Origin of the sequence: Sphaerotilus sp. (assembly GCF_031429695.1) — a bacterium.
In the GTDB taxonomy this organism is placed as follows: domain Bacteria; phylum Pseudomonadota; class Gammaproteobacteria; order Burkholderiales; family Burkholderiaceae_C; genus Sphaerotilus.
Genome location: NZ_JANPAB010000055.1, coordinates 49,719 through 75,139 on the forward strand (window position 1 = coordinate 49,719; position 25,421 = coordinate 75,139).

A 25,421-nucleotide genomic window follows, 5' to 3' on the forward strand; every position below is an offset into this window, starting at 1 on the left:
GTGCTAAAGCCAAAAAAGCACGCAAAGGCCAGACTTGTGACAACAATCAATCGAAAGCGAGCGGAGACGATGGGCTGGTGGAGGGGTGTAGGACTGCTCGCGCGTGCGGACCGGGCATTGCTGCTGCGGGACCGCCGATTCGCGGCGGCGGTGGTGGGGGCGCTGTTCATTCCCGCGCTGTATGCGCTGATCTATCTGTCCAGCATGTGGGATCCAAGTGCGCGCACCAGTGCCTTGCGGGCTGGACTGGTCAATGCCGACACCGGCGTGACCTTCCGCGGCGAGACCACCCGCATGGGCGAGGATGTCAGCCAGACGCTGTTGCGCCAGGGCCTGTTCCAGTGGGAGCGCTTCGACGACACCGAGATAGCCAAGCGGGCGGTGCGGCGGGGCGAACTGAGCTTCGCGGTCCTGATTCCGCCGGATTTCAGCGAACAGGCGGTGCCTGGCCGCGAGGCGGGTGCGGCCAAGCTGGTGATCTACACCTCCGAAGGCAACAGCTACAGCGCGGCCGGATTTGCCAAGCGCTTCGCGCCGGAACTGGCGCACCGCGTCAACGAGGCGCTCAACGAGCAGCGCTGGGACATGGTGCTGACCTCGGCGCAAGGCTCCAAGCTGAATCTGGCCACGCTGCGCGAGCGGGTCGGGCACCTGCACGACGGCAGCCGGCTGCTGGCCGACGGCGCCCGCCAGGCCCGGCAAGGCGAGGTCGATCTGACCCAGGGCCTGGGCAAGGCGGGCGACGCAGCAGGCCAGGTACAACGCGGCGCCACGCAACTCGCTGACGCCAGCACCCAGTTCGCTGGCGGCTGGCGCCAGTTGTCCTCCAGCCTGCGCGCACTGGACACACACCGGCCCACCGCCACCGACGCCGAGCCCCTGAAAACCGGCATGCAGCGTCTGGTGCAAGGCCAGACCGAGTTGAGCAAGGGGCTGGACCAGCTGCACCAGGGCACCCGGCAGCTGCAGACCGGTGCGCAGGCACTGCAGCGCAGCGCGTCGCCGATTCCGCTGGTGGGGGATGGTCTGGCCGAGGGCGCCCAGGCGCTGGACCATGGCGCCGAGCTGCTCGGGCTCGGGCTGGTGCAGGCGCGCGACAACAACCAGCGGCTGATCGGCGGCGCCCAGCAGCTCCAGACCGGTATCCAGAGCCTGACCGGTGGTCTCACCCAGTTCAGCGGTTCGCTGCACCAGATCACCGCCGCGCTGCCCGACGACAGCCGCATCGACGCCCTGCCCCACGGCGCGCAGCAGCTCGGATCGGGCGCACTGGCCCTGAGCGACGGTCTGCGCAAGCTGCAAGGCGGTCACACCCAGCTCGCCAGCGGGCTGGCGCGGCTGGACACCGGCAGCGCGCAGTTGCGCGACGGGCTGGCCTTGCTGGCCAACGCACTGCCCGGCGATGTGCCGATGCCAGAGGGCAGCGCACGCGGGCTGGCCGACTCGGTCGAGCCGGAACTGGAGATCGTTGCCCCGGTCGGCAACGACGGGTCCGGATTTGCGCCGAACTTCGTGCCGATGTCCCTCTGGGTAGGTGCGGTGACTGCAGCACTGCTGTTCAGCCTGCGCCGTCTGCCCGATGACGCCGCTGGACTGCGGCGCTCGGCACAGGTCGCGGGCAAGCTGGTCTGGCCGTCGGCGGTGGTGCTCGGTCAGTCGGCGGTGATGGTGGCGATGATGATCGGCGTGCTGGACATCCGGGTCCATGACCTCGCCCCCTTCGTCGTCACGGTCGCTGCGGCGTCACTCACCTTCCTGCTGATCCTGTTCGCACTGATCCGCTGGTTCGGCGAGCTGGGCAAGGTGCTGGGCATCATCCTGCTGATCGTGCAGCTGTCCTCCGCCGGGGCGACGCTGCCGATCGAGCTGGCCACGCCCTTCTTCCAGACGCTGCATCCCTACCTGCCCTTCACCTGGGTCGTGCGGGCTTTCCGCGCCAGCATGTTCGGTGCCTATGACGGCCAGTGGCTCGCGCACTGGGCGGTGGTGGCCGGGTGTGGCGGCGCGGCGCTGCTGGGAGCCACACTGGCGGGGCGCTGGAAAATCACCCCAGCCGCGGACTACCACCCCGGGATCGAACTCGACTGACCGCCCGGCCTGCGGCTCAGGCCACCGTGCCGGCCAGCGCGCGCAACTCGTCCACGTCGCGCACCTGCACCTGGTAGCCGCGCACCGACAGCACGCCGCGCGACTCGAAGCTGCGCATCAGCCGCGACAGCGTCTCCGGCGACATGGCGAGCTGCTGGGCGATGTCGCGCTTGCGCTCCTGCAGGCGCAGCTCGGCCTGACCGCTGCGTTGTGGCAGGCGCTGCAACAGCCACTGTGCCAACCGGGCCGGCGCGTCGTTGTGCAGCAGGTTGCGCGAGGCCATCGTCATCTGCTGCACCTGCTGCGCCAGCGTCTCGCAGAACTGCTGGGCCAGCGTCGGGTGGGCCGGCATCTGGTCGCGCAGCGCGTCGAGCGGGAGATCGGCCACGACCACATCGGACAAGGCCTGTACCTCCATCGCGTAGGGCTGACCGAGCCATGCGGCGCTGACATCCAGCCACGCCGGCCCGCTGAGGCTGCGTTCGGTGCGCAAACCGCCGTCCGCCGCACGCGAGCCCAGCACCACGTCGCCCGACAGCAGCAGCACCAGCGACTGCGCCGGGCCGCTGCGGTCGAGCACGGCCGCTCCCGCCTCCACCGCGCGGCGATGGGCCAGGCGCATCAGCAACTCCACATCGGCCAGCGCCAGCGTGGACGCCGACAGCACCCGCAGCCAGGGCGCCGGGTCGGCCGCAGCAGGCGTGGCGCCAGTCAGACGGCGGCGGGGCCGGGGCCAAGGCCCCGCGAGGGGGGAAAACATCTCCATGGGCAGCAATCAGTGCAGGTCGAACAGCAAGCGGGAAGAAATCTCCCTGCACTGTCGCCCATGTTGCCCACCTGACTGTTGAGGCAGGTCAAACCCGGCCGGCTCAATCGAGCCCGAGTTCCTGGATCTTGCGGGTGATCGTGTTGCGGCCGATGCCCAGCTTGTGGGCGGCTTCGATGCGCCGGCCCTTGGTGATGGACAGCGCGGTCTGGATCAGCCGGCCCTCGAAAAGCCGGGTCAGATCGTCCCAGACCTGCGTGTGGCCCTGCTCCAGCAGCGCCCGGGCCTCGCGTTCGAGGTCATCGAGCCAGGTATCGATCGACGTCAGTGCCTCGCGCACAGGCACCGATGCAGGTGCGGGCGCAAGCCCTGGCTGTCCAGCCAGCGGCAAATGTTGCGGCGAAGCAGTGGGCACCAGCGCGTGCGCAGCCAATGCGTGGACATGCGCCTGGATCTCGGGCGGAAGATCCTTGGGGTCGATGGTCTGCGCAGGCGCCATCACCGTCAGCCAGTGGCAGAGGTTCTCCAGTTGCCGGACGTTGCCGGGGAAGTCGAACAGCGCGATCTGCTGCAGCGCCAGATCGGAAATGCGCTTGGACTCGACGCCCAGCTCCTTGGCGCTGCGCTGCATGAAGTGGCGGGCCAGCGCGGGAATGTCCTCGCGCCGCTCGCGCAGCGCCGGCAGGCGCAGGCGGATGACGTTGAGTCGGTGAAAGAGGTCTTCGCGGAACGCACCGTCGCGCACCCGCTCTTCCAGGTGCTGGTGGGTCGCGGCGATCACGCGCACGTTCGACTTCAGCGGCTGGTGCCCGCCGACGCGGTAGAACTGGCCGTCCGACAACACGCGCAGCAGCCGCGTCTGCAGATCGAACGGCATGTCACCGATCTCATCGAGGAAGAGCGTGCCGCCTTCGGCCTGCTCGAAACGGCCGCGGCGCGTGGCCTGTGCCCCTGTGAAGGCACCGCGTTCGTGGCCGAAGAGTTCGCTCTCCAGCAGATCCTTCGGGATCGCCGCGGTGTTGATCGCCACGAACGGACCGCCCGCGCGCAGGCTGTGCTTGTGCAGCGCGCGCGCCACCAGCTCCTTGCCCGAGCCGGACTCGCCCGTGATCAGCACGGTGACGTTGCTCTGGCTGAGCCGGCCGATGGCGCGGAACACGTCCTGCATCGCCGGCGCCTGCCCGAGCATCTCGGGCACCTCGGCGGTGGCCTCGTCCACGCTCTCCTCGCGCAGGCTCTCGTCCACCGCGCGGCGGATCAGCGCCACCGCCTTGGGCAGATCGAAGGGCTTGGGCAGGTACTCGAAGGCGCCACTCTGGAAGGCCGAGACGGCGCTGTCCAGGTCGGAATACGCCGTCATGATGATCACCGGCAGGCCCGGATACTTGGCCTTGACCTTGACCAGCAAGTCGATGCCCGTGCCGCCCGGCATGCGGATATCGCTCACCAGCACCTGCGGAGCGTCGTCCTCCAGCGCAGTCAGCACATCGCGGGCATTCGTGAAGCTGCGCACCGGCAGCTCTTCACGGGCGAGCGCCTTCTCCAGCACGAAGCGGATGGATTGGTCGTCGTCAACGATCCAGATGGGTTTCATGGGCGGTGTTGGGCGGTGTGCGCTCAGGGCAGAGGAATCTGTATCTTGAACAGCGTGCACCCAGGTTCGCTTTCGCATTCGATCAGGCCGTGGTGCTGCTGGATGAAGTCCTGTGCCAGCGTCAGTCCGAGGCCCGAACCCCCGTCCCGGCCGGAGACCAGCGGGAAGAAGATGCGATCACGGATCTCGGGCGGCACGCCGGGTCCGTTGTCTTCAATATGCAATTCCAGTGCCAGCCGGTAGCGCTGGCGCCCGATCGTCACCTGCCGCGCCGCGCGGGTGCGCAGCACGATGCGGGCATCGCCCTCGTCCAGCCGCCGCGTGGCCAGCGCCTGCGCTGCGTTGTGGGTGATGTTGAGCACGGCCTGGATCAGCTGCTCACCGTCGCCGCGGAACTCGGGCAGCGAGATGTCGTAGTCGCGCTGCACCGTCAGCCCCTTGGGGAACTCGGCCAGGATGAGCGCCCGCACCCGCTCCAGCACTTCGTGGATGTTGACGTCCGTGACCATGTGCGGGCGGCGGTGCGGCGCCAGCAGCCGGTCCACCAGCGCCTGCAGCCGGTCGGCCTCGTGGATGATGACCTGGGTGTACTCGCGCAGTGCCTTGCTCTCCAGGTCCATCTCCAGCAACTGCGCCGCGCCGCGGATGCCCCCCAGCGGGTTCTTGATCTCGTGGGCGAGGTTGCGAATCAGCTCCTTGGTGACGCGGGCCTGGTCGAGCGTGCGGGCCTCGCGGTCCTGGCGGGTCTGCTGCTCGATCTCGACCAGCTCCAGCAGCACCTGCTCGCCGTGGTCGATCTGGGTGACGATGGCGTGGACCGGCAGCGGCTCCCCCGAGGTCGCACTGGGCGGGCGGCGCAGCAGGGCTTCCAGCCGCGCCGTGGCGAATTCGTTGGCCACCACCGCATCGAAGGTGACCTTGAGCGTGGCCGGATCGACAAACCAGTCGAACACCCGCCCGCGCTGCAAGACCCGCCGGGGCAGGCCCAGCACGCTCTCGAACGCGGCATTCACATAGGTGCAGCGGCCATCACGGCGCAGCACGGCCACCATCGTGGCCAGGTGGTCGAACGCGTCGAAGGCGTGGGCATGGGTACGCAGCAGGTTCACGGGGTGGGCAGCTTGGTGAGTTCGCGCTTGAGGGCGGCAATGTCGGCTTCCTTGCGGGCGATGGCGGATTTCATCTCGGCCACGCGCTCCTGGTACCGGGCGTAGTTGCGCTCGTCGCCACGGCGCTCGGGTTCACCGTTGTTGTAGTCCTTGCGGAGGGCGGCAAGGCGCTCCTCCTCCTTGGCCAGCTCAGCGTCCAGGATGCGCCGGGCGTCGCTGTCGCGGGCGCGTTGCTGTGCGGGATCGATGCGCATCTCGCCGCTGGCGCGCACCGCCGGCGCCGCACCACTGGCCGGCCGAACAGCACCGCCCTCCCCGCCACCGCCCGCTGGTGCACGCCGCACGGACGACTGCACCACCGAGACCGGCGCGCCGTCGAGCATCTTGCAGCCCAGATCAGCCGCCTCCTTGGCGCTGTACTGGTCGGTGTAGAGGTTGCCGGGGCAGCGGTAGACCGGCCGCTCCTGGGCGCCGACCGCAGTCGCGCCGACCGCGAGGGCCAGCGCCACCACCGTGCGCAGCGTGCGTTGAAGGGAAGTCATGCTCATCGCGGCAGTATCGCCCATGAAAAAGGCGGCCCGCGGGCCGCCTCTGCATCACACCAGACCCGATCGGGGATCAGGTCACGGCGACATCACAGCGTGTAGTACATGTCGAACTCGATCGGATGGGTCGTCATGCGCATGCGCTGGACTTCCTGCATCTTCAGGTCGATGTACGCGTCGATGTACGAGTCGGTGAACACGCCACCCTTGGTCAGGAACGCACGGCCCTTGTCCAGATACTCCAGCGCCTGTTCCAGCGACGAGCACACGGTCGGGATCAGCGCGTCTTCTTCCGGCGGCAGGTGGTACAGATCCTTCGTGGCAGCTTCGCCCGGGTGGATCTTGTTCTCGACGCCGTCCAGGCCGGCCATCAGCAGCGCGGCGAAGCCCAGGTACGGGTTCATCAGCGGATCCGGGAAACGCGCTTCGACGCGGCGGCCCTTCGGATTGGCGACGTACGGAATGCGGATCGAGGCCGAGCGGTTCTTGGCCGAGTAGGCCAGCTTCACCGGGGCTTCGTAGCCCGGGACCAGGCGCTTGTAGCTGTTGGTGCCGGGGTTGGTGATCGCGTTCAGCGCACGGGCGTGCTTGATGATGCCGCCGATGTAGTACAGCGCGAAGTCGCTCAGGCCCGCATAGCCGTCACCGGCGAACAGGTTGACGCCATCCTTCCACACCGACTGGTGGACGTGCATGCCCGACCCGTTGTCGCCGACGATCGGCTTCGGCATGAACGTGGCGGTCTTGCCGTAGGCGCCCGCGACGTTGTGGATGATGTACTTCTGGAGCTGGACCCAGTCGGCGCGCTGGATCAGCGTGCTGAAACGGGTGCCGATTTCCATCTGGCCGGCGTTCGCCACTTCGTGGTGGTGCACTTCGACCGGGATGCCCATCGATTCGAGGATCAGGCACATCTCCGAGCGCATGTCCTGGCCAGAATCGACCGGCGGCACGGGGAAGTAACCACCCTTGACGGTCGGGCGGAAGCCCTTGTTGCCGTGCTCGTAGTCCTTGCCGGTGTTCCAGGCCGCTTCTTCCGACTCGATCGAGCAGAAGGAGCCGGACATGTCCGCACCCCAGCGCACGCTGTCGAACACGAAGAACTCGGGTTCCGGACCGAAGAAGGCGGTGTCGCCCAGGCCGGTCGACTTCATGTACGCCTCGGCACGCTTGGCCAGCGAACGCGGGTCGCGCTCGTAGGGCTTGCCGTCGGCCGGATCAATGACGTCACACGTCATGATCATCGTCGTCTCTTCGAAGAAGGGATCGATGTTGGCCGTGTTGGCGTCGGGCATGAGCTGCATGTCCGAGGCTTCGATGCCCTTCCAGCCTGCGATGGACGAACCGTCGAAGGCGTGACCCGACGTGAACTTGTCTTCATCGAAGTGGGAAACGGGCACTGTGACGTGCTGTTCCTTGCCACGGGTGTCGGTGAAACGGAAGTCAACGAACTTGACTTCGTTTTCCTTCACCATCTTCATCACGTCGGCGACGGTCTTGGCCATCAGGAGGCTCCTAGCGAGTAGCGAGATCAGAAAGGGGGGTGTTTGTAGGGTTCCCAGCCGGGCTGAGAACCGCCGAGCAATGTAGCAGAATCCATGCCCACGCCCATGGCGAGATGGACGCTTTGCACGTTGTGGCCGGCTCGGGCACCGCCATGCAGCGCCGACCATCAAGGCACAAAGTTGGTGCTTTTAACGCACCATTTCGGGGCCTGTTTCGATATGGGGCGCCTGCAAGCCGGCACGCAGGGCGGCGTAGGCGCGCAGCAGGTGCTCGCCCGGCGGGCCCTTGACGCCAAGTTCGATGTGCCGACCATGCACCGGATGGTCCACGCTGGGCAGACTGAAGACCTTGATGCCCTCGAAGCGCGCCTCGATGTCGATCATCAGCGGCGTGAGGCTGGCCTCCATCGAACCGTAGACGATGATGGAGCGTTCCTCCTGCACCCCGGCGCCGTGCAGGTGCGCGTAGCGGGTGTCAAGCAGCGCCTCGATCATCGGGTGCGCCATCACCGGGAAGCCGGGCACGAAATGCACCTCGCCGACCGAGAAGCCGGGGATCTTGTTGTACGGGTTGGGGATGATCTGCGCGCCGACCGGGAAGACGCCCATGTTCGTGCGGTGGATGGTGTCGGGGTGGGTCGGGTCGTCGCTCCAGCCTTTCTCGATCGCCATCTGGCGCACACGCTCCATGATGAGTTCGCAGGCTTCGGGATGCAGTTCGAGCGGCACGCCCAGCGCCGCCGCCGCGCATTGGCGCGTGTGGTCGTCGGGTGTCGCGCCGATGCCGCCGCAGGAGAACACCACGTCACCGCTGGCAAATGCGCCACGCAGCGTGTCGGTGATGCGGCGCGGGTCGTCGCCGACGTAGGTGCTCCAGGCCAGCGACAGGCCGCGGGCCGACAGCAGTTCGATGACCTTGGCGAGGTGCTTGTCCTGGCGTTTGCCCGAGAGGATCTCGTCGCCGATGATGATGAGGCCGAAGTTCATGGGAGGGCGATGGGGGTGGGTGAAGAATCGGGCAACGCCGGGGGAGGCACCGCCACAGGCGGCAGCACGTCCGGCGTGGGTTCGCGGCGCATCGCGTCAAGCGCAGCCAGGCTGTAATGCGTGAACCACAGCGACGCCAGCACGAACACCAGCGTGTAGAGCCAGACGAACACCGGGATCAGCAGCGGCATCATCGGCAGCGCCAGCGCGCCCATGGCCCAGATCAGCGACGGCGCCGCGCCCAGGTAGCCCGAGACGATGCCGATGAGCAGCAACGGCCCGCGGTGGCGGCGCATCACGGCCAGCCGCTCGTCGTGCGTGGCGTGGTCGGCCAGCGCGTCATAGACCATCACGCGGTAGGTCAGCCAACCCCAGATCAGCGGCGGAACCAGCAGCGCCAGCGGCGGAATCACCCACAGCGGCAGACTGACCACCATCACGGCCAGCGCCACCACGGTCGAGCCGAGCGACCACCACAGCGCCTGCCACCAGCGGCCGCCGTGGTGGCGCTCCAGCGTCACGAAACGCCGACGTGCCACCAGGGTGACCACGGTCGAGCCCATGAAGGTGGACACCAGCAGCAGCGACGCCACGATCATCACCGGCACCGCCAGCACCACCACGATCAGCGGCCCGATCACGCTGCGGAAGGCGCCACCGGTGAACTGGTCGATCCACGCGGTGACGGGCGCCAGCAGCGGCGTGTCGAGCACGAATCGCCGTGCACCTTCGACCGCCGGATCCCAGAAAAACCACGCCAGCCCGAATGCAAACCCGCCCAGCAGCAGCACGGGCAGCAGCGACAGGAGGATCACGCGCGGCAGAAGGCAATACGTCAGCGCGCGCCAGAAGGCATCAAGGACTTTGGACATGGGCGCCAGCATAGCGACTCGGCCAACGCCGTGTGCAGCGTGGCGGCTTACCTGGCCTGCGTGAACACCGCGTCCTCGAAGATCACTTCACCATCCACCAGCGTCAGCAGACTGGTCGTGGCCGGCAACTGGCGCACCGGAACGGTCAACACGTCCTGCGACAGCACCGCCAGATCGGCCGCCAGCCCCACCGCGATGCGCCCCTTGCGCCGCTCCTGCCCTTCGGCGTAGGCGGCGCCGGCGGTGTAGGCCGTCAGCGCCTGTTCGCGTGACAAGGCCTCGCCGGGCCTGGCCGGGTACAGGCTGGCCAGCATCAGGTTCAGGAACGGGTTCTGTTCCGTCGGCCCCCCGTCCGATCCGAGCGCGAGTGGAATGCCCGCCACCAGCAAGCTCTTCAGCAGCAAGGTCTGGTTGGTGATCACCAGAGCGCCCGGCATCGGCGGGGGCGGCAGGTGGGTCGGGTTCTGGACCACGACGACGCCCAGCCGTGCGGCCTGCGCCAGGGTTTCAGGGCGCAGACCATCACCATGCTCGAAACGCACGCGCTTGGCCTGCCACGCGGACGCCGGCGCAAGCTGCTCCATCGTCCGGAGCAAGCGGTCGGTTTCCGCATCACCGACCACGTGCAGCGCGAGCTGGGTCGGCCGCTCCAGCGCGAGTCGCAGCAGCGTGGTGATCTGGTCCTGGGTGTAATTCGACCGCCCGAACCAGCCGGGCCGACCGGGATGGGCTTCCCGCTGAAAGGAGTTCTGTTCCAGCGGCGTGCCGTCGAGCATCCACTTCGGCCCCTCGATGCGGATTCTGGGTGGTATCTGCCGGGGGGCCGCATCGATGACCGACCAGGCATCCGGGATGCGCTGCACCGGCATCGCCCACGAATAGACCGTCCATTTCTGCCCGGTGTTGGCCAGGGCGAGTCCGTCGAGCGTGGCCTGCAGGGACTTGTCGTTGTTCATGAGATGGACCGAGGTGACCCCCCAGCGGGCATAACGCTGGGCAGCGTCGCCGAAGGCCTTGGCCAGCACGGGCGGTGGCGCCTGCATCGAACTCGCCCGCTGCGCCTCCTCGTAGACGCTGCCGTCCAGTCGGCCGCTGCCATCCCGGCCCCACCAGCCGCCCAGGGGATCGGTCACCGCTTCGGTGATCCCCAGTCGGCGCAGGGCCTCGCTGTTGACGAGGGTGAGGTGGCCAAAGAATCCGCGCAGCGTGACCGGTGTGTTCGGCGCCACGCCATCCAGTGCGAGGCGCCAGTTGCGGCGGTCGCGTGCCGCCAGCGGACCGATGAAGGCGCTGATCCAATCGGTGCGCGCCTTCGCCGCCTGCTCCACCACGGCCAGCACCTGCTCGCCGGACGGCCCCGGGAACGGCAGGTTCGGCATCGCCAGCGGTGGCGTGGGCAAGGGCGGCCCGAGATGCACATGGGCCTCGATCAGGCCCGGTGTCACCAGGCGCCCACCGGTGTCGATGATGCGGGTGCCCGGCCCGGCCAGGACGCGCACCTGTTCGTCGCTGCCCACCGCGAGAATGCGTCCCGCTTCGATGGCGACCGCCTGGGCATAGGGCTGGGCCGGGTCCGCCGTGAACACCTTGGCGTTGACCAGCAGCAGATCCGGTGCGGCGGCGGCCGCCATGCCCGCCAGGCCGAGCCAACCCGCCACACCGATCCGCAGCCAGGGTGTATGTTCCGATGTCAGGGTGAAGGCGTGGGCCATGGCGCATCCTTGGGGTGGGTGGAAGCCCCATTCGGCGCCGGGTGCAGCCGGTTGGTCCTGGCAAGGCGGTGAAGGTTGGCTGAACTTGCGCTGAAAGCGCGCTGAAGGTGCCGAAATGCGCAACTTGGGAGAGGCTTGCGTGGCGCCGATGCCTGTGGATCGCTATCGATTCGGCGTCTTCGATGTCGATTGTTCGCGTGCCTGCCTGCACCGCGCCGGCACGGAAATCGCCCTGCGTCCCAAGAGCTTCGCCCTGCTGCACTACCTGGTCACCCACCCGGAGCGCCTTGTCACCAAGGACGAGCTGCTGGCAGCGGTCTGGCCCGGTGTGGTGGTCACCGAAGATTCACTGACCCGCTGCATCAGCGAAATCCGTGCAGCACTGGGCGACGGCGATCAGCAGATGATCCGCACGATCACCCGGCGCGGCTACCTGTTCGCCCTGTCCGTGCAGGCGTCCGATCCGAAAGCGTCCACAGCGCCACCGCCGGACGGTGAACACCACAACCCGGTGGCGGTGGCGACGGCGGGCCGCAAGGGCTTGCCGGTTCAAGGACTCGTGCGGTCCGTTGCAGCCCTTCTGTTGGCGCTTGTGCTGGTGCTGTCCGCCATCTTCTGGGTCGATCGCGGTCGGAGCCTGGCCGCACCGCGGCTGTCGCTGGTGGTGCTGCCCTTCGCCCACCTCGGTCCCGATCCGACCCGGGAGTACCTGGCCGATGCCATCACCAACGACCTGACGACCGCGCTCGCGCACATTCGCGGCGCCCTGGTGATCGCGCCGGGCAGTGCATTCACCCTGAAGGGTGCCGAGGCCGATCCCCGACAGGTCGGTACCCAATTCGGGGTGCGCTATGCCTTGCAAGGCAGCGTGCTGGACAGCGGCGAACAACTGCGCATCAGCGCCAGGCTCGTGGACACGCAGACCTCGACCGTCCTCTGGTCCGACCAGTTCGACACCCCTCGAACCGGTCTCCTGCACACCCAGGACCGCATCGTCACGCGCCTGGCCGGCGCGCTGAACGCAGAGCTGGTCCAGGCCGACGGACGACGCCCGAAGCCGGCGCACACCGACTTCGACGCCGAGGATCTGGCCCTGCAATGCGAGGCGGCATGGTTTCGCCTCGGTGCGCAAGCCGATGCGCGACGAAGAAGCGGTGCTGTGGCTGCGCCGCGCGGTGGCGGCGGCCCCTGAAAACCCGCCCGCACACGCGGGGCTGGCATCGATCCTGGCCCTGACCGGGCGTGATGCAGAGGCACGGACCATGCTGGCACGCTACCTGGCCTTGAACAACACGCACACCCGAACCATTGCGCAATGGAACCACATGCCGGATGACAACGCCGCGTTCAGGCAGTTCGATGCCCGTTTCAAGAGCGGCCTGCGCCGGGCGGGCATGCCCGAGCGTTAAAGCGCGCGTCAGGCCCGCCCGACCAGCCTCAGCAACCCCAGCCACTGCTGCGTCCAGAACCCGCGCCCGTAGTCCCGCCCGCCCTCCTCGGGCAACTGGTCGCGGATGCCGGTGGCGAGGTCACCGCCCTGGAAGCGCGCCGTGCCGAACAGGACATCCCACACCGGCAGCAGCACCGCAAAGTTGTGTCCACCCAGCGTGCCCTTGCCGCCAGACTCGTGGCCGAGCCCCAGGCTGTGGTGCAGACGGTGGAAGCGCGGGCTGACCAGCAGCCGCTCGCCGAGCCAGCCGAAGCCCAGCCGCGCATTGACATGCGACAGGCTCTCGACCAGTTGCGACAGCGCCACCACCGCCACGAACTGCCCCGGCGCGACGCCGATCGCGTGGCCGAGCTGCACCAGCACCAGATCGACGAGCACCGAATCGAGCAGGTGGTTGCGGTTGTCGGTCCACATCGTCATCTGGCGCTGGCTGTGGTGCACGGCGTGCAGCGCCCACCACCAATCGAACTGGTGCTGGGCGCGGTGGATCAGGTAGTTGGCACAATCGAACACCACGAGGTAGACCACGAACGCCGCCAGTGCCGTGTCGCTCACCCCCGGCCACAGTGGCGCGATCAGCGTGTCGAGCTGCCAGCCGGTGACCCCCTGCACCACCAGCCAGCCGCGCAGTCCATCCCACAGCGGATCGACCGCGAAGAACATCGCCACCCGGAACAAGCCGAGTCGGTGCAGCAGCGTGTAGAGCACATCCACGCGCACCGCCGCCCGGTCCGTCAGCGGCTCGACGGGCCGCCAGCGCTGCAGCGGCCCGATCACCACCAGCATCACCCCGATCTGCAGCAGGCCGACCAGCAGCCAGCCAGTGGCATCGTAGGCGTCCTCCAGGATCGAGCCGCCGCCGAGCGCGAACACCACCGGCTGCACCGCGGCCTCGAACAGCCACTGCTGCAAGGTCCCGAACAGCTCGACAAGCGCATCGATCATGGTGTGATCGACCCTTTGCGTACTGCCTCGCGATAGGCCAGGTGCTCGGCCAAGGTCGCAAAGCAGTGGCCACGCTGCTTCAGGCCAATGAGCAACGGCTCCAGCACGGCAGGCGCCCACGGATCCTGGCGCGACCAGATGCCCAGGTGCGCCAGCAGGATGTCACCGGGACGGATGTCGCGCAGCGCCTTCTGCAGCAAAGCGGCGTTGGGGAATTTTTCGCTCGACAGTTCATCGCCGAGAAACCCCGCCGGACTCCACGGCACATGCTGCCAGCCGCACTGCCCGGCCGCCGCCAGCAGCGCGGGCGACGTCTTGCCGCCCGGCGCACGGAACAGCGGGGCCATGCGCTGGCCAGTCATCTCGGTGAAGCGGGTGGCGGAGCGCTGCAATTCGGTGCAGTAGGCCGCGGCCTCCATGCGGACTGTGCGGTCGGCCTGCGGGCCGAAGGTCGGGCGGATGTCGAAGCTGCCGTCAGACCGGTCGGCACGCCAGTAGACATGGTCGAAGGTGTGCGAGCCGAACAGGTGCCCTTCCGCCGCCCGCGCCTTCCACCACGGCGCCCACTGCGCGTCGAGGCTGCGGCCGTCGTTCAGCGTCTTCTCGTTGGCGAGGAAAAAGGTGGCCTTGACCTGCTGGCGCGCCAGCACCTCGGCCACCAGCGGCGCCACGCCCATGTGGCCGGTGTCGAAGGTCAGGAACAGCGGCCGGTCGCAGGAGGCCGACTGCGCGCTGCCGGTCGCCAGCACCAGCGCCAGCGCGGCCGCCGCCAGTCCAGGCGTGATCGGTCGTTTCATCAGGTCTTCACAGCCGGCCGGCGTGCTCCAGCGTCCAGACACCGTGCGGCGACTTGCCGACATTGATCTGGCGCACCACCTTCTTCTGCTCCGTGTCGATCACGGTCAGCTTGCCGGCCCAGCGCGAAGCCACGTAGATGAACTTGCGGTCGGGCGAGAGGTCCATGCAGTCCGGACCGCTCGGCGCCGGGTAGTTGTCCACCACGGCGAGGGTCTGGATGTCGATGCGGCTGATGGTGTTGGCCACGCGGTTGCTCACCAGCACATGCCGCTGGTCGCCCCAGGCGCGGAAGGCGTGGGCGCCGGCACCGGTCGGGATGCGCTTGACCAGCTTCGGCGGCGTGACGCTGACGTCGTAGGCCTCGACGAAGGCATCCCCAGTCAGGCCGACCAGCAAGGTCTTGTCGTCCGCGCTCAGGAACACGTCGGCCGGCGTCTTGCCGGACGGCACGGTCCAGCGCGTCGTCTGGCTGGCCAGGTCGATCGCCGTGATCTGGTCGTCGTCCTGGATGCTGGCGTAGACCACGGTGGACTTCGTGTCGATGATGACGTGGCTGGGCGTCTTGCCGGTGGGCAGACGCTTGGTCAGGGCCAGCTCGAAGCCGCCTGCGGCCGGGCGCGTGACGCGGTAGAGGTCGATGTGGTTGAGCCGGTTCGCCGCGGTGACGAACCACTTCATGTCGGGCGAGAAGCGCAGCTGGTACGGATCGACGATGTCGGTCATCGTGCGCTGGATCTGGCCGGTGCGCGGATCGACCAGCGTGATCGTGTTGCCGACCGCATTGGCCACCAGCAGCGACTTCTCGTCCGGCGAGAGGTAGAGGTGGTGCGGCTCCTTGCCGGTGGGCAGGCGGCGCAGTTCGGTCATGCTGACCGGGTCGATCACGCTGATGGTCGCGTCCAGCGAGTTGAGCACGAAGATCGGCGGGCGGGCCACGACCGGTGCAGACGCAGCCGCCACAACCGGTTTGGCCGGCGCGGAGGCGGCCCCCTGTGCGCGAACATCACAGGCCAGCGCCAGCAGCGCGGCAGCGGAGGAAGAGAGACAACGGCGGCGCGAGATCATGCAGCGGGGAGATCCAGGAAACGGTGCGGCAGTGTACTGGCGGCACCAGAAGCACAAGACCTTCCCGGCCCCCCTGCTTGATCGCGGTCACATCGGGGGGGACTTAGGTCGCGATTCAGGCGACGCCGTTCGCCTTGAACCACGCCAGGCAGCGTGCCCAACCGTCCTGCGCCGCAGCTTGGCGGTAGCTGGGGCGGTAGTCGGCGTGGAAGGCGTGCGGCGCGTCCGGATAGACGACGAACTCGGAACGCTTCGCCGCCGCGCTGCCAGCGGCGAGCGCGGTCTTCATCTTCTCGACCGTGTCCAGCGGAATGCCGCTGTCCTGCCCGCCGTAGAGTCCCAGCACTGCGCCATGGAGTTCACCGGCCAGCTCGACCGGATGGCGCGGCATCAGCGCCGTCGCATTGCCGACCAGGCGGCCGTACCACGCCACGCCGGCCTTGACCTTGGGGTTGTGCGCGGCGTAGAGCCAGGTGATGCGCCCGCCCCAGCAGAAACCGGTGACGGCCAGCCGTGCGGTGTCACCGCCATGGGCCGCGGCCCAGGCGACAGCCGCGTCGAGGTCACCCAGCACCTGCGCATCCGGCACCTTGCCGATGACCTCGCTCATCAGCTTGGCCATCTCGCCATAGCTGCCCGCATCGCCCTGGCGCACGAACAGCTCTGGCGCAATGGCCAGATAGCCCTGCCGCGCCAACCGCCTGGCGACATCGGCGACGTGCTCGTGGACGCCGAAGATCTCGCTGAGCACCAGCACCACCGGCAGGTTCTTGCCCCCCGCCGGTGCGGCCCGGTAGGCGGGCATCTTGAATCCGCCCACGTCGATGGTGACCTCCCCCACCACCAGGCCATCCGACGGCGTGTTGATGACGTTCTGCGCCACGACCGGCAACACCGCCGCCGCGAACCCGCTGCCGATGGCAGTCTGCACGAAGCTGCGCCGGGTGAAGTCCTGGCTGGGGGTGAGGCTGTCGAATTCGGCGCGGTTCACGGGGTCGGTCATGGGAGTCTCCGTTGCTGGGCAAGCGCGCATTCTAGGAACGCAGGCGCCTTCAGCCAGGCGCCAGGGCAAGCCCTCGGCCGAGGCATGGACAATAGGGCCATGCCAGCCCAGACCGACTCTGCCGTGCCCCCCACTTCCACTGCCGGACCGTCCTGGCGTGGCGTGCTCGCGTCGATCGACATCGGTTCGAACAGCTTCCGGCTCGAAATCGGCCAGATCACCCACGGCCGCTACCGCCGCATCGACTACCTCAAGGACACCGTGCGCCTGGGCGCCGGCCTCGATGCCGACGGCGTGCTGAGCGAGGAAGCTGCGCTGCGCGGGCTGGCCTGTCTGGCGCGTTTTCGCAGCCGGCTGGCCGGCATTCCGTCGAGACAGCTGCGCGCCGTGGCCACCCAGACACTGCGGGAAGCCACCAACCGCAACGCCTTCCTGGCGCGGGCCGGCGAAGCGCTGGGGCATCCGGTCGAGGTGATCTCCGGCCGCGAGGAAGCCCGGTTGATCTACAAGGGGGTGGCGCGGCTGCAGCCCTCGGACCGGCAGCGCCTGGTCGTGGACATCGGCGGGCGCTCGACCGAGATGATCATCGGCGTCGGCACCACGCCGCTGCAGGCCGAGTCCTTCCACATCGGCAGCGTCAGCCTGTCGATGCAGTACTTCCCCGACGGCCAGTTCACCGCAGAACGCTTCGAGGCGGCCCAGATCGCCGCAGGGGCCGAGCTGGAGGAGGCGCTGGCGCAGTTCTCCCGGCAACACTGGGTCGAGGCGCTGGGATCGTCGGGCACGGCCGGCGCAGTGTCGCAGTTGCTGGCCGCCAGCGGCATCACCGACGGCGCGATCACGCCCGAGGGCTTGCGCTGGTGCATCCAGGCGTGCATCGCCGCAGGACACCAGGACGCGCTGAAGTTGCCGGGCCTCAAGCCGGAGCGCCGCGCCGTGCTCGGTGGCGGGCTGGCCATTCTCAGCACACTGGCGGCGCAGTTCGGCATCGGGGCGCTGCAGCCGGCACGGGGAGCGCTGCGCCAGGGCGTGATCTTCGACCTCGAAGAGCGCCTCGCCGCCGACCGCGATCCCGCCCACCACGATCTGCGCGATGACACCGTGGTCGATCTGCAGCAGCGGTTCCGCGTCGATGTCGCCCAGGCGCACCGGGTGCAGGGCGTCGCCGGCCCGCTCTACCGGCAGGTACAGCCCCGCGCCACGCTCGACCACCAGCGCGAACTCGGCTGGGCCACCGCGCTGCACGAGATCGGCATGATGGTCTCGCACCACGACCACCACCGCCACAGCGCCTATCTGGTCGGCCATGTGGACGCCCCCGGCTTCTCGCAGAACCAGCAGCGCCGTCTGGCCGACCTGGTCCTCGGCCACCGCGGCGGGCTGCGCAAGATCGAGGCGGCGCTGGCTGACCCTGCGCTGGCCGCGCAGGTGATGGCGCTTCGGCTGGCGGTGCTGTTGTGCCATGCCCGCAGCGCGCCGGAGCAGCCGCTGCCGGCACTGTCCGCCGAAGGGCGCCAGCTCCGCCTGAGCTTCACCGCCGGCTGGGCAGCGCAACACCCCCGCACGCTGCATCTGCTGCAAGGCGAGGTCGAGGCCTGGTCCAAGGTCGGCCTGCTGCGGCTGCAGACCGTGCAAACCGGCTGAGACTTCCGGCGCAGCGCCGCCACGATTGTCACGAACCGGTCACGCAGCAGGCCTAGCATCGCAGGATGCCCGAACCCACATCGACCGCGCCTGATCCGATCCCGCTGCTCAGCCGCGAACGCGCGATCCTGGAATTCAACCGGCGTGTGCTGGCGCAGGCCCGCCGCGCGGACGTGCCGCTGCTGGAGCGGCTGCGCTACATCTGCATCGTCTCGTCGAACATGGACGAGTTCTTCGAAGTGCGCTTCACGGACGTGATCGACGCCGCCCGCCTGTCCGACAGCCGCGCCGGTCATGTCGATCTGGCCGCGGTGGCGGCTGACGCCCACGCGCTGATCGACGAGCAGTACCGCATCTTCAACGACGAGGTCATGCCCGCACTCGCTGCCGAGCAGATCGTCATCGTCAACCACGCCGACCGCAACACCGCCCAGCGGCAGTGGGTGTCACAGTTCTTCCACCGCGAAGTGCAGCCGCTGCTGGTGCCGGTCGGGCTGGACCCGGCGCATCCCTTCCCGCAGGTCGCCAACAAGTCGCTGAACTTCATTGCGCAACTCGCCGGCATCGACGCCTTCGGGCGCGAGAACACCATCGCCATCGTCAAGGTACCGCGGGTGCTGCCGCGGGTGATCCGCCTGCCGGAGCGGCTGGCGGGCGGCCAGCAGGTCTTCGTGCTGCTGACCAGCGTGATCCGGGCGCACCTGGGCGAGCTGTTTCCCGAGCGCGAGGTGCTGGCGTTCTCGCAGTTCCGCGTGACGCGCGACTCGGACATGGACGTCGACGAGGACGATGTCACCAACCTGCGCCAGGCCCTGCGCAGCGAGCTGACGACCCGCCACTACGGCCGCGCCGTGCGCATCGAGGTCGTCAACACCTGTCCGGCGCGCCTGTCGGATTTCCTGCTCACGCAGTTCGATCTGCCCGCCGCAGCGCTCTACCGTGTCAACGGGCCGGTGAATCTGGTGCGCATGAACACGCTCATCGACCGCGCCGAGGCGCCCGCGCTGCGCTTCGTGCCACACGAGCCGTCCTGGCCCGTCGATCAGCTCCCACTCGGCCGCCGCGTCATGGACTGCATGGCGGAGCGCGACATCCTGACCCACCAGCCCTTCGAGTCCTTCGATCCGGTGGTGCAGTTCCTGCGCGAAGCGGTCGAGGATCCGCAGGTGCTCGCCATCAAGCAGACCATCTACCGCACCGGCAGCGAGTCAGCGCTGATGGGCCTGCTGATCGAGGCAGCACAGCGCGGCAAGGAGGTGCTGGCGGTGGTCGAGCTGAAGGCGCGCTTCGACGAGGAGGCCAACATCGACTGGGCCGACCGGCTCGAAGCGGTGGGCGTGCAGGTGGTGTACGGGATCGTCGGGCTGAAGACCCACGCCAAACTGCTGCTGGTCACGCGCAAGGAGGGCCGCCGTCTGGTGCGCTATGGCCACCTGTCCACGGGCAACTACAACTCGAAGACCGCGCGGCTCTACACCGACATCGGCTTCCTCACGACCGACCCCGAGATCACCGCCGACGCCGACGCCGTGTTCCTGCATCTGGCCAGCCTGAACACGCTGCGCCCGACCCGGCGCCTGCTGGTGGCGCCGTTCACGCTGCAATCGACGATGGTGGCGCTGATCGGGCGGGTCGCCGCAGCGGCCCGGGCCGGGCAACCTGCGCGCATCGTCTGCAAGTTCAATGCACTCACTGACCCGGTGCTGATCCGCGCGCTGATCGCCGCCGGCCAGGCCGGAGCGGACATCGACCTGATTGTCCGCGGCGCGTGTGCCCTGCCGCCAGGTGTGCCGGGGCAAACCGACCACATCCGCGTGCGCTCGGTGGTCGGGCGGTTCCTGGAGCACACCCGGGTGCTGTATTTCCGCTGGGGCACCGAAGAATCGGACGAGGCGCTGTACTTCAGCAGCGCCGACTGGATGACACGCAACATGCTGCGCCGCATCGAGGTTGCCTGGCCGATCCGGAACGCCACGCTGCGCCAGCGTGTCATCGACGAATGCCTGGTGCCCTATTTGCGCGACGAGCGGGATGCCTGGACGCTGGACAGTTCGGGCCGCTACCAGCGTGTCGGCGAGACCGGGGTGAGCGCCCAGCAGGCGCTGGCGCAACGCTACCAGCGCTGAAAATCTGCACGCAGCGGTGGGCCCGGGATGACTAGAATCAGGCCCGCCAAGGAGCCCTGATGGACACCCAGACCACCGCCGACAAGGAAATCGACACCCGCGGACTCAACTGCCCGCTGCCCATCCTGAAAGCCAAGAAGGCGCTGGCCGATCTGACCAGTGGACAGGTGCTCCGGGTGCTGGCGACCGACCCGGGTTCACTGCGTGATTTCCAGGCCTTCGCGCGCCAGACCGGCCATGCCCTGCTCGGGCAGGAGACGCTGCCCGGCAACGAGTTCGTGCACCTGCTGCGCAGGCGCTGAACCCAGACCCGGAACTCAGAGTTCCAGACTCTTCAGGTACTGGCGGAACGACTCGCCGAGTTCCGGGTGCTTCAGGGCCAGCTCGACGTTGGCCTCCAGGAACCCTTCCTTGCTGCCGCAGTCGTAGCGGCGGCCTTCGTAGCGGTAGGCGAACACCTTCTCGCGGCGCAGCAGCGCGGCGATGCCGTCGGTGAGCTGGATCTCGCCACCCACGCCGCGCGGCTGCGCAGCGATCTCGTGGAACACGCCCGGCGTCAGGATGTAGCGCCCGGCGACACCCCAACGTGACGGAGCGGTCTCCGGCGACGGCTTCTCGACGATCTTGCTCACGTCCATCACGCGGTCGTTGACCAGCGTGCCGGCAACGATGCCGTAGCGCTTGGTGTGCTCGACCGGCACTTCCTGCACGGCCAGGATCGACGCACGCCACTCCTTGTACTGCTCGACCATCTGCGCCAGCACCGGTGGCTCGCCCATCATCAGGTCATCGGCGAGCAGCACGGCGAACGGCTCGTTGCCGATCAGGCGCTGGCCGCACAGCACCGCGTGCCCCAGGCCCAGCGCCTGCGCCTGGCGCACATAGATGCACTCCATGTCCTTCGGCTTGACGCTGCGCACGACCTCCAGCAGCTCGGTCTTGTTGGCGTTTTCCAGCGCCACTTCCAGCTCGAAGGTCATGTCGAAGTGGTCCTCGATCGGGCGCTTGTGGCGGCCGGTCACGAAGATCATCTCGCGCACACCCGCCGCGTAGGCTTCCTCGACGGCGTACTGGATCAGCGGCTTGTCGACCACCGGCATCATTTCCTTGGGCTGTGCCTTGGTGGCAGGCAGGAAACGCGTGCCCAGACCGGCAACGGGGAAGATGGCTTTCTTGATTTGCATGTGCGGAGAGTCCCTGGATAACATCAAAACTGCTTCAATTCTGGCATGGGAACATGACGAAACAGCGCGTGATCAGGGGGGCCCAAGACACCACCCCCGTGATTAACATCAGTGCCTGTTCATCTCTCACGAATCTCTCACGAAATCATGGATCTGCTCGTTGCCGAACCCCTGGAAGCCGAGGTACTGCAATGGCTGCAGACGCGCCATGATTGCTTCTACGCCCCCCGCCTGACCGAGGACCGCAAGCGCTTCGCCGAGGCACTGGCGCAGGCACGCGCCGTGATGCTGCCTGCGCAGATTCCAGTCAACGCCCGGGTGCTGGCGCGGGCGCCGTCGCTGCGCGCGATCGGCCGCATCGTCGGCGGACAGGAACACATCGATCTGGACGCCTGCGCGCGCGCCGGCGTCGAGGTGCTGCGCAGTCCGGAAGCGACCGCACCGGCCGAGGCCGAGTTCATGCTGGGTGCGCTGCTGACCCTGCTGCGCCCGAACCCGCTGGCGCCGCACCGCATCGTCGGCCGGGAACTGGCGCACTGCACCGTCGGTCTGGTCGGCATGGGGCCGGGTGCCCGCCGGCTTGGCACCCTGCTGCAGTCCCTGGGCACACAGGTGCGCGGCTACGACCCGGCCCTGCACGCCACCGGCGCACAGTGGCAACGCTGGGGCGTGCAGCCGGTCGGCCTGCGCGAGCTGTTCGAGCAGTCGGACGCGGTGTGCCTGCACCTGCCGATCTACAGCCGCTACGTCGGTCTGCTGGGAGACCGGGTGCTGCCGTGGTGCAAGCCGGGGCAGGTGCTGGTGAGCATGTCGCCGATCGAGCTGTTCGACGAGGCCGTGCTGGCGGACCTGCTCAACAGTGGTCGGATGGCCGCGGCCTGGCTGGACAGCGTAGGACCGGGGACGCTGGAGCCAGGGCAGCCACTCCACGGCGCCGCGGGCCTGCAGACCACACCCCGCCTGGCCTCCTACACCCGCGAGGCACGCCTGCGCAGCGCCTGGGGCGTGGCGCGGCAGGTGCACGACGTGCTGCGCCGCACACCAGCCACCGTGCGGGACGGGGCACGGCACGCCGCCATGCACCCGCCCCTGCTGCGCGAACGGATCAGCCCAGCCGGGACAGTTGCGTCTGCAGCTTCGCCAGCGTCTCGCTGAACAACACGATCCGCGCCCGCTCCTGCTCGACCACCGCCGCCGGGGCGCGGGCCACGAAGCTCTCGTTGGACAGCTTGGCGGTCGCCTTGGCGATCTCGCCCGTCAGGCGAGCGACTTCCTTGCCCAGGCGCTCGCGCTCGGCGGCCACGTCGATCTCGACCTTCAGCGCCAGCCGCGCCGCGCCCTGCACCGCCACCGGCGCCATCTCGGTGGCCGCCGCAAATGCCGCCTCGTCGGCGATCACCTGCACCTCGCCCAGCTTGGCCAGCGCCCGGATCACCGGGGCGGCCGACACGAGGAAGTCCGCATCGCCGAAGGTCAGCAGCGGCACCCGCTCGGCCGGCGACAGCCCCATCTCGCTGCGCAGCGCCCGCACGACGCCCACCAGATCCTTCAGCCGCGCCACCCAAGCGTCGGCCACCGGATCGACCTTCTCCAGTTGCGCGGCCGGGTAGGCGACCGTCGCCACCGTGTCGGCCGAATCCGCCGCCTTGCGCCCGGCCACCACAGCGACGGTGTTCCACAGCTCGGCGGTAATGAAGGGCGCCACCGGATGCAGCAGGCGCAGCGTCGTTTCCAGCACGCGGATCAGCGTGCGGCGCGTGCCGCGGGCGGCTGCGTCGTCACCGGCGTCCTTGGCGACCTGGAGCTGGACCTTGGCGATTTCGAGGTACCAGTCGCAGTACTCGTCCCAGACGAACTGGTAGATCGCGTTGGCGACGTTGTCGAGGCGGTAGTCCTTGAAGCCCTGCGCGACGGCGTGCTCGACGCGCTGCAGCTCGCCCGTGATCCAGCGATCCGCCGGGCTGAAGCGCAGGTAGCCGTGGGCCTTGCCGCCCTCCGCGCAGTCCGCCTTGGTGTGCTCCAGCAGGCCGCAGTCCTGGCCCTCGGTGTTCATCAGCACGAAGCGGGTCGCGTTCCACAGCTTGTTGCAGAAATTACGGTAACCCTCGCAGCGCTTGGAGTCGAAGTTGACGCTTCGGCCCAACGTCGCCATCGCCGCGAAGGTGAAGCGCAGCGCGTCGGCGCCATACGCGGGGATGCCGTCCGGGAATTCCTTCTCGGTGGCCTTGCGGACCTTGGGCGCGGTTTCCGGCTTGCGCAGGCCGGTGGTGCGCTTGTCGAGCAGCGGCGCGAGTTCGATGCCGTCGATCAGGTCCACCGGGTCGAGCACGTTGCCCTCGGACTTGGACATCTTCTTGCCCTGCGCGTCGAGCACGAGGCCGTGGATGTAGACGTGCTTGAAGGGCACCTTGCCGGTGAAGTGCTTGGTCATCATGATCATCCGGGCGACCCAGAAGAAAATGATGTCGTAGCCGGTGACGAGCACGGACGACGGCAGGAAGAGATCCTGCTCGATGGTCTTCTCGGGCCAGCCCAGCGTCGAGAACGGCACCAGCGCCGACGAGTACCACGTATCCAGCACGTCCTCGTCGCGGGTCAGCGCCCCCGAATAACCGGCAGCCGTCGCCTTGGCACGCGCTTCATCCTCGCTGCGGGCGACGAAGAGTTCGCCGCTCTCGCCGTACCACGCCGGGATCTGGTGGCCCCACCAGAGCTGGCGCGAGATGCACCAGTCCTGGATGTTCTTCATCCACTGGTTGTAGGTGTTGACCCACTGCTCGGGCACGAACTTCACGTCGCCCGAGTCCACCGCCTCGATGGCTTCCTCGGCGATGGACTTGCCGTTCGCGCCCGCCTTGGTCATCGCGACGAACCACTGGTCGGTCAGCATCGGCTCGATCACCTGCCCCGTGCGGGCGCAGCGCGGCACCATCAGCTTGTGCTTCTTCACCTCGACCAGCAGGCCCTCGGCCTCGAAACGGGCCACGAGCTGCTTGCGGGCGACGAAGCGGTCCACGCCGACGTACTCGGCCGGGATGTCGGTGGCCTCATGGGCGCTGACCTTGGCCTCCAGATCGAAGATGGTCAGCATCGGCAGCTTGTGGCGCAGGCCGACCTGGTAGTCGTTCTGGTCGTGCGCGGGCGTGACCTTGACGACGCCGGTGCCGAAGGACTTGTCCACGTAGTCATCGGCGATCACCGGCACGAGGCGGCCCGTGACCGGCAGGCGCACTTGCTTGCCGATGAGGTGGGTGTAGCGCTCGTCTTCCGGGTGGACCATCACGGCGGTGTCGCCGAGCATGGTTTCCGGGCGCGTCGTGGCCACGACCAGCGACTCGTCCGAGCCTTCCACCGGGTAGCGGATGTGCCACAGCGAGCCGTCTTCCTCCTCGCTCTCGACCTCCAGATCGGACACCGCCGACTTCAGGATCGGATCCCAGCTCACCAGCCGCTTGCCCCGGTAGATCAACCCCTCGTCATAGAGCTTCACGAAGGTCTCGGTCACGACCTTGGACAGCTTCTCGTCCATCGTGAAGTACTCGTGGCCCCACGACACCGAATCGCCCATGCGGCGCATCTGCTGCGTGATGGTGGCGCCGGACTGCTGCTTCCACTCCCAGACCTTGGCGACGAAGTTCTTGCGGCCGAGGTCGTGGCGGCTGACGCCCTGGCCCTGCAACTGGCGCTCGACGACGATCTGTGTCGCGATGCCGGCGTGGTCGGTGCCGGGCACCCACAGCGTGTTGTCGCCCGACATGCGGTGGTAGCGCGTCAGCGAGTCCATGATGGTCTGGTTGAACGCGTGGCCCATGTGCAGCGTGCCGGTCACGTTCGGCGGCGGCAGCTGGACACAGAAACTGGGCTTTGCCGGATCCAGCGTCGGGGCATAGACACCGCTGGCCTCCCACTGCGGCGCCCACCGGGCTTCGATCGGGGCGGGCTCAAAGGACTTGGAGAGGGCGTTCAGGGCGTCGGTCATGGCTGTTGTGGGGGTCTCGCGGACAAGGGCGTCATTCTATGAACTGTGC

Annotated in this window: 21 protein-coding genes; 7 read left to right on the forward strand and 14 right to left on the reverse strand. The window is 68.2% G+C overall.

Annotation, left to right across the window (positions count from 1 at the left end; translation table 11 throughout):
• The first annotated feature begins 117 nt into the window (after positions 1 to 117).
• On the forward strand, positions 118 to 2,088 hold the full coding sequence (locus RMP06_RS09595; RefSeq protein ID WP_310461553.1) for a YhgE/Pip domain-containing protein: 1,971 nt from the start codon (positions 118 to 120) through the stop codon (positions 2,086 to 2,088).
• A gap of 16 nt (positions 2,089 to 2,104) precedes the next feature.
• Here RMP06_RS09595 and RMP06_RS09600 read toward each other — a convergent pair whose 3' ends face one another.
• The 8 genes from RMP06_RS09600 to RMP06_RS09635 form a co-directional block, all read right to left on the reverse strand.
• Positions 2,105 to 2,848 carry a Crp/Fnr family transcriptional regulator gene (locus RMP06_RS09600; protein WP_310461554.1) on the reverse strand — a complete coding sequence of 248 codons (744 nt, stop codon included), beginning with the start codon at positions 2,846 to 2,848 and terminating at the stop codon, positions 2,105 to 2,107.
• A 109-nt stretch (positions 2,849 to 2,957) separates the two neighbouring features.
• Positions 2,958 to 4,448 (reverse strand): nitrogen regulation protein NR(I), encoded by a 1,491-nt coding sequence (gene ntrC, locus RMP06_RS09605; protein ID WP_310461555.1) that lies wholly within the window; start codon positions 4,446 to 4,448, stop codon positions 2,958 to 2,960.
• A gap of 23 nt (positions 4,449 to 4,471) precedes the next feature.
• Entirely contained in the window at positions 4,472 to 5,557 is a 1,086-nt protein-coding gene (glnL, locus tag RMP06_RS09610; RefSeq protein ID WP_310461556.1) for a nitrogen regulation protein NR(II), read from the reverse strand.
• A complete protein-coding gene (locus tag RMP06_RS09615; RefSeq protein ID WP_310461557.1) occupies positions 5,554 to 6,105 on the reverse strand; it encodes a hypothetical protein in 552 nt (183 codons plus the stop codon). The genes glnL and RMP06_RS09615 overlap by 4 nt, the downstream gene beginning before the upstream one ends.
• Before the next feature lie 86 nt (positions 6,106 to 6,191).
• The gene (gene glnA / locus RMP06_RS09620) at positions 6,192 to 7,607 is read right to left on the reverse strand and encodes a type I glutamate--ammonia ligase (protein ID WP_293994874.1); all 1,416 of its coding nucleotides are present in this window, start codon (positions 7,605 to 7,607) and stop codon (positions 6,192 to 6,194) included.
• A gap of 189 nt (positions 7,608 to 7,796) precedes the next feature.
• Positions 7,797 to 8,594, reverse strand: coding sequence for a competence/damage-inducible protein A (locus RMP06_RS09625; RefSeq protein WP_310461558.1), 798 nt, complete (start codon positions 8,592 to 8,594; stop codon positions 7,797 to 7,799).
• Positions 8,591 to 9,466, reverse strand: a complete 876-nt coding sequence (locus RMP06_RS09630) for an EI24 domain-containing protein (protein WP_310461559.1) — start codon at positions 9,464 to 9,466, stop codon at positions 8,591 to 8,593. The genes RMP06_RS09625 and RMP06_RS09630 overlap by 4 nt, the downstream gene beginning before the upstream one ends.
• A gap of 47 nt (positions 9,467 to 9,513) precedes the next feature.
• The gene (locus RMP06_RS09635; RefSeq protein ID WP_310461560.1) at positions 9,514 to 11,178 is read right to left on the reverse strand and encodes an amidohydrolase; all 1,665 of its coding nucleotides are present in this window, start codon (positions 11,176 to 11,178) and stop codon (positions 9,514 to 9,516) included.
• A gap of 148 nt (positions 11,179 to 11,326) precedes the next feature.
• Here RMP06_RS09635 and RMP06_RS09640 point away from each other — a divergent pair, with 148 nt between their 5' ends.
• Both RMP06_RS09640 and RMP06_RS09645 read left to right on the forward strand, forming a co-directional pair.
• Positions 11,327 to 12,370 (forward strand): winged helix-turn-helix domain-containing protein, encoded by a 1,044-nt coding sequence (locus RMP06_RS09640; protein WP_310461582.1) that lies wholly within the window; start codon positions 11,327 to 11,329, stop codon positions 12,368 to 12,370.
• A complete protein-coding gene (locus tag RMP06_RS09645) occupies positions 12,315 to 12,587 on the forward strand; it encodes a tetratricopeptide repeat protein (RefSeq protein ID WP_310461561.1) in 273 nt (90 codons plus the stop codon). Before RMP06_RS09640 ends, RMP06_RS09645 begins: the two co-directional genes overlap by 56 nt.
• Positions 12,588 to 12,595: 8 nt before the next feature.
• Here RMP06_RS09645 and RMP06_RS09650 read toward each other — a convergent pair whose 3' ends face one another.
• From RMP06_RS09650 to RMP06_RS09665, 4 genes are all read right to left on the reverse strand, one after another.
• On the reverse strand, positions 12,596 to 13,570 hold the full coding sequence (locus RMP06_RS09650) for a sterol desaturase family protein (protein WP_409050143.1): 975 nt from the start codon (positions 13,568 to 13,570) through the stop codon (positions 12,596 to 12,598).
• The gene (locus RMP06_RS09655) at positions 13,570 to 14,370 is read right to left on the reverse strand and encodes a polysaccharide deacetylase family protein (protein WP_310461563.1); all 801 of its coding nucleotides are present in this window, start codon (positions 14,368 to 14,370) and stop codon (positions 13,570 to 13,572) included. Before RMP06_RS09655 ends, RMP06_RS09650 begins: the two co-directional genes overlap by 1 nt.
• Positions 14,371 to 14,377: 7 nt before the next feature.
• Positions 14,378 to 15,436, reverse strand: coding sequence for a YncE family protein (locus tag RMP06_RS09660; RefSeq protein ID WP_310461564.1), 1,059 nt, complete (start codon positions 15,434 to 15,436; stop codon positions 14,378 to 14,380).
• A gap of 115 nt (positions 15,437 to 15,551) precedes the next feature.
• Positions 15,552 to 16,439 carry a dienelactone hydrolase family protein gene (locus RMP06_RS09665; protein WP_310461565.1) on the reverse strand — a complete coding sequence of 296 codons (888 nt, stop codon included), beginning with the start codon at positions 16,437 to 16,439 and terminating at the stop codon, positions 15,552 to 15,554.
• Positions 16,440 to 16,538: 99 nt separating this feature from the next.
• Here RMP06_RS09665 and RMP06_RS09670 point away from each other — a divergent pair, with 99 nt between their 5' ends.
• From RMP06_RS09670 to RMP06_RS09680, 3 genes are all read left to right on the forward strand, one after another.
• Entirely contained in the window at positions 16,539 to 18,083 is a 1,545-nt protein-coding gene (locus tag RMP06_RS09670; RefSeq protein WP_310461566.1) for a Ppx/GppA phosphatase family protein, read from the forward strand.
• Between the two features lie 65 nt (positions 18,084 to 18,148).
• The gene (gene ppk1, locus RMP06_RS09675) at positions 18,149 to 20,209 is read left to right on the forward strand and encodes a polyphosphate kinase 1 (protein ID WP_310461567.1); all 2,061 of its coding nucleotides are present in this window, start codon (positions 18,149 to 18,151) and stop codon (positions 20,207 to 20,209) included.
• A gap of 59 nt (positions 20,210 to 20,268) precedes the next feature.
• The gene (locus tag RMP06_RS09680; protein ID WP_179632952.1) at positions 20,269 to 20,511 is read left to right on the forward strand and encodes a sulfurtransferase TusA family protein; all 243 of its coding nucleotides are present in this window, start codon (positions 20,269 to 20,271) and stop codon (positions 20,509 to 20,511) included.
• 15 nt (positions 20,512 to 20,526) lie between these two features.
• On the opposite strand, the gene galU is transcribed toward RMP06_RS09680, so the two are convergent.
• Positions 20,527 to 21,393 (reverse strand): UTP--glucose-1-phosphate uridylyltransferase GalU, encoded by an 867-nt coding sequence (galU, locus tag RMP06_RS09685; protein ID WP_310461568.1) that lies wholly within the window; start codon positions 21,391 to 21,393, stop codon positions 20,527 to 20,529.
• Between the two features lie 147 nt (positions 21,394 to 21,540).
• On the opposite strand from galU, the gene RMP06_RS09690 reads away from it, so the two are divergent.
• Positions 21,541 to 22,548, forward strand: coding sequence for an NAD(P)-dependent oxidoreductase (locus RMP06_RS09690; RefSeq protein ID WP_310461569.1), 1,008 nt, complete (start codon positions 21,541 to 21,543; stop codon positions 22,546 to 22,548).
• Here RMP06_RS09690 and RMP06_RS09695 read toward each other — a convergent pair.
• Entirely contained in the window at positions 22,499 to 25,372 is a 2,874-nt protein-coding gene (locus RMP06_RS09695) for a valine--tRNA ligase (RefSeq protein ID WP_310461570.1), read from the reverse strand. The two genes, RMP06_RS09690 and RMP06_RS09695, sit on opposite strands and share 50 nt — an antisense overlap.
• Between the last annotated feature and the right edge of the window lie 49 nt (positions 25,373 to 25,421).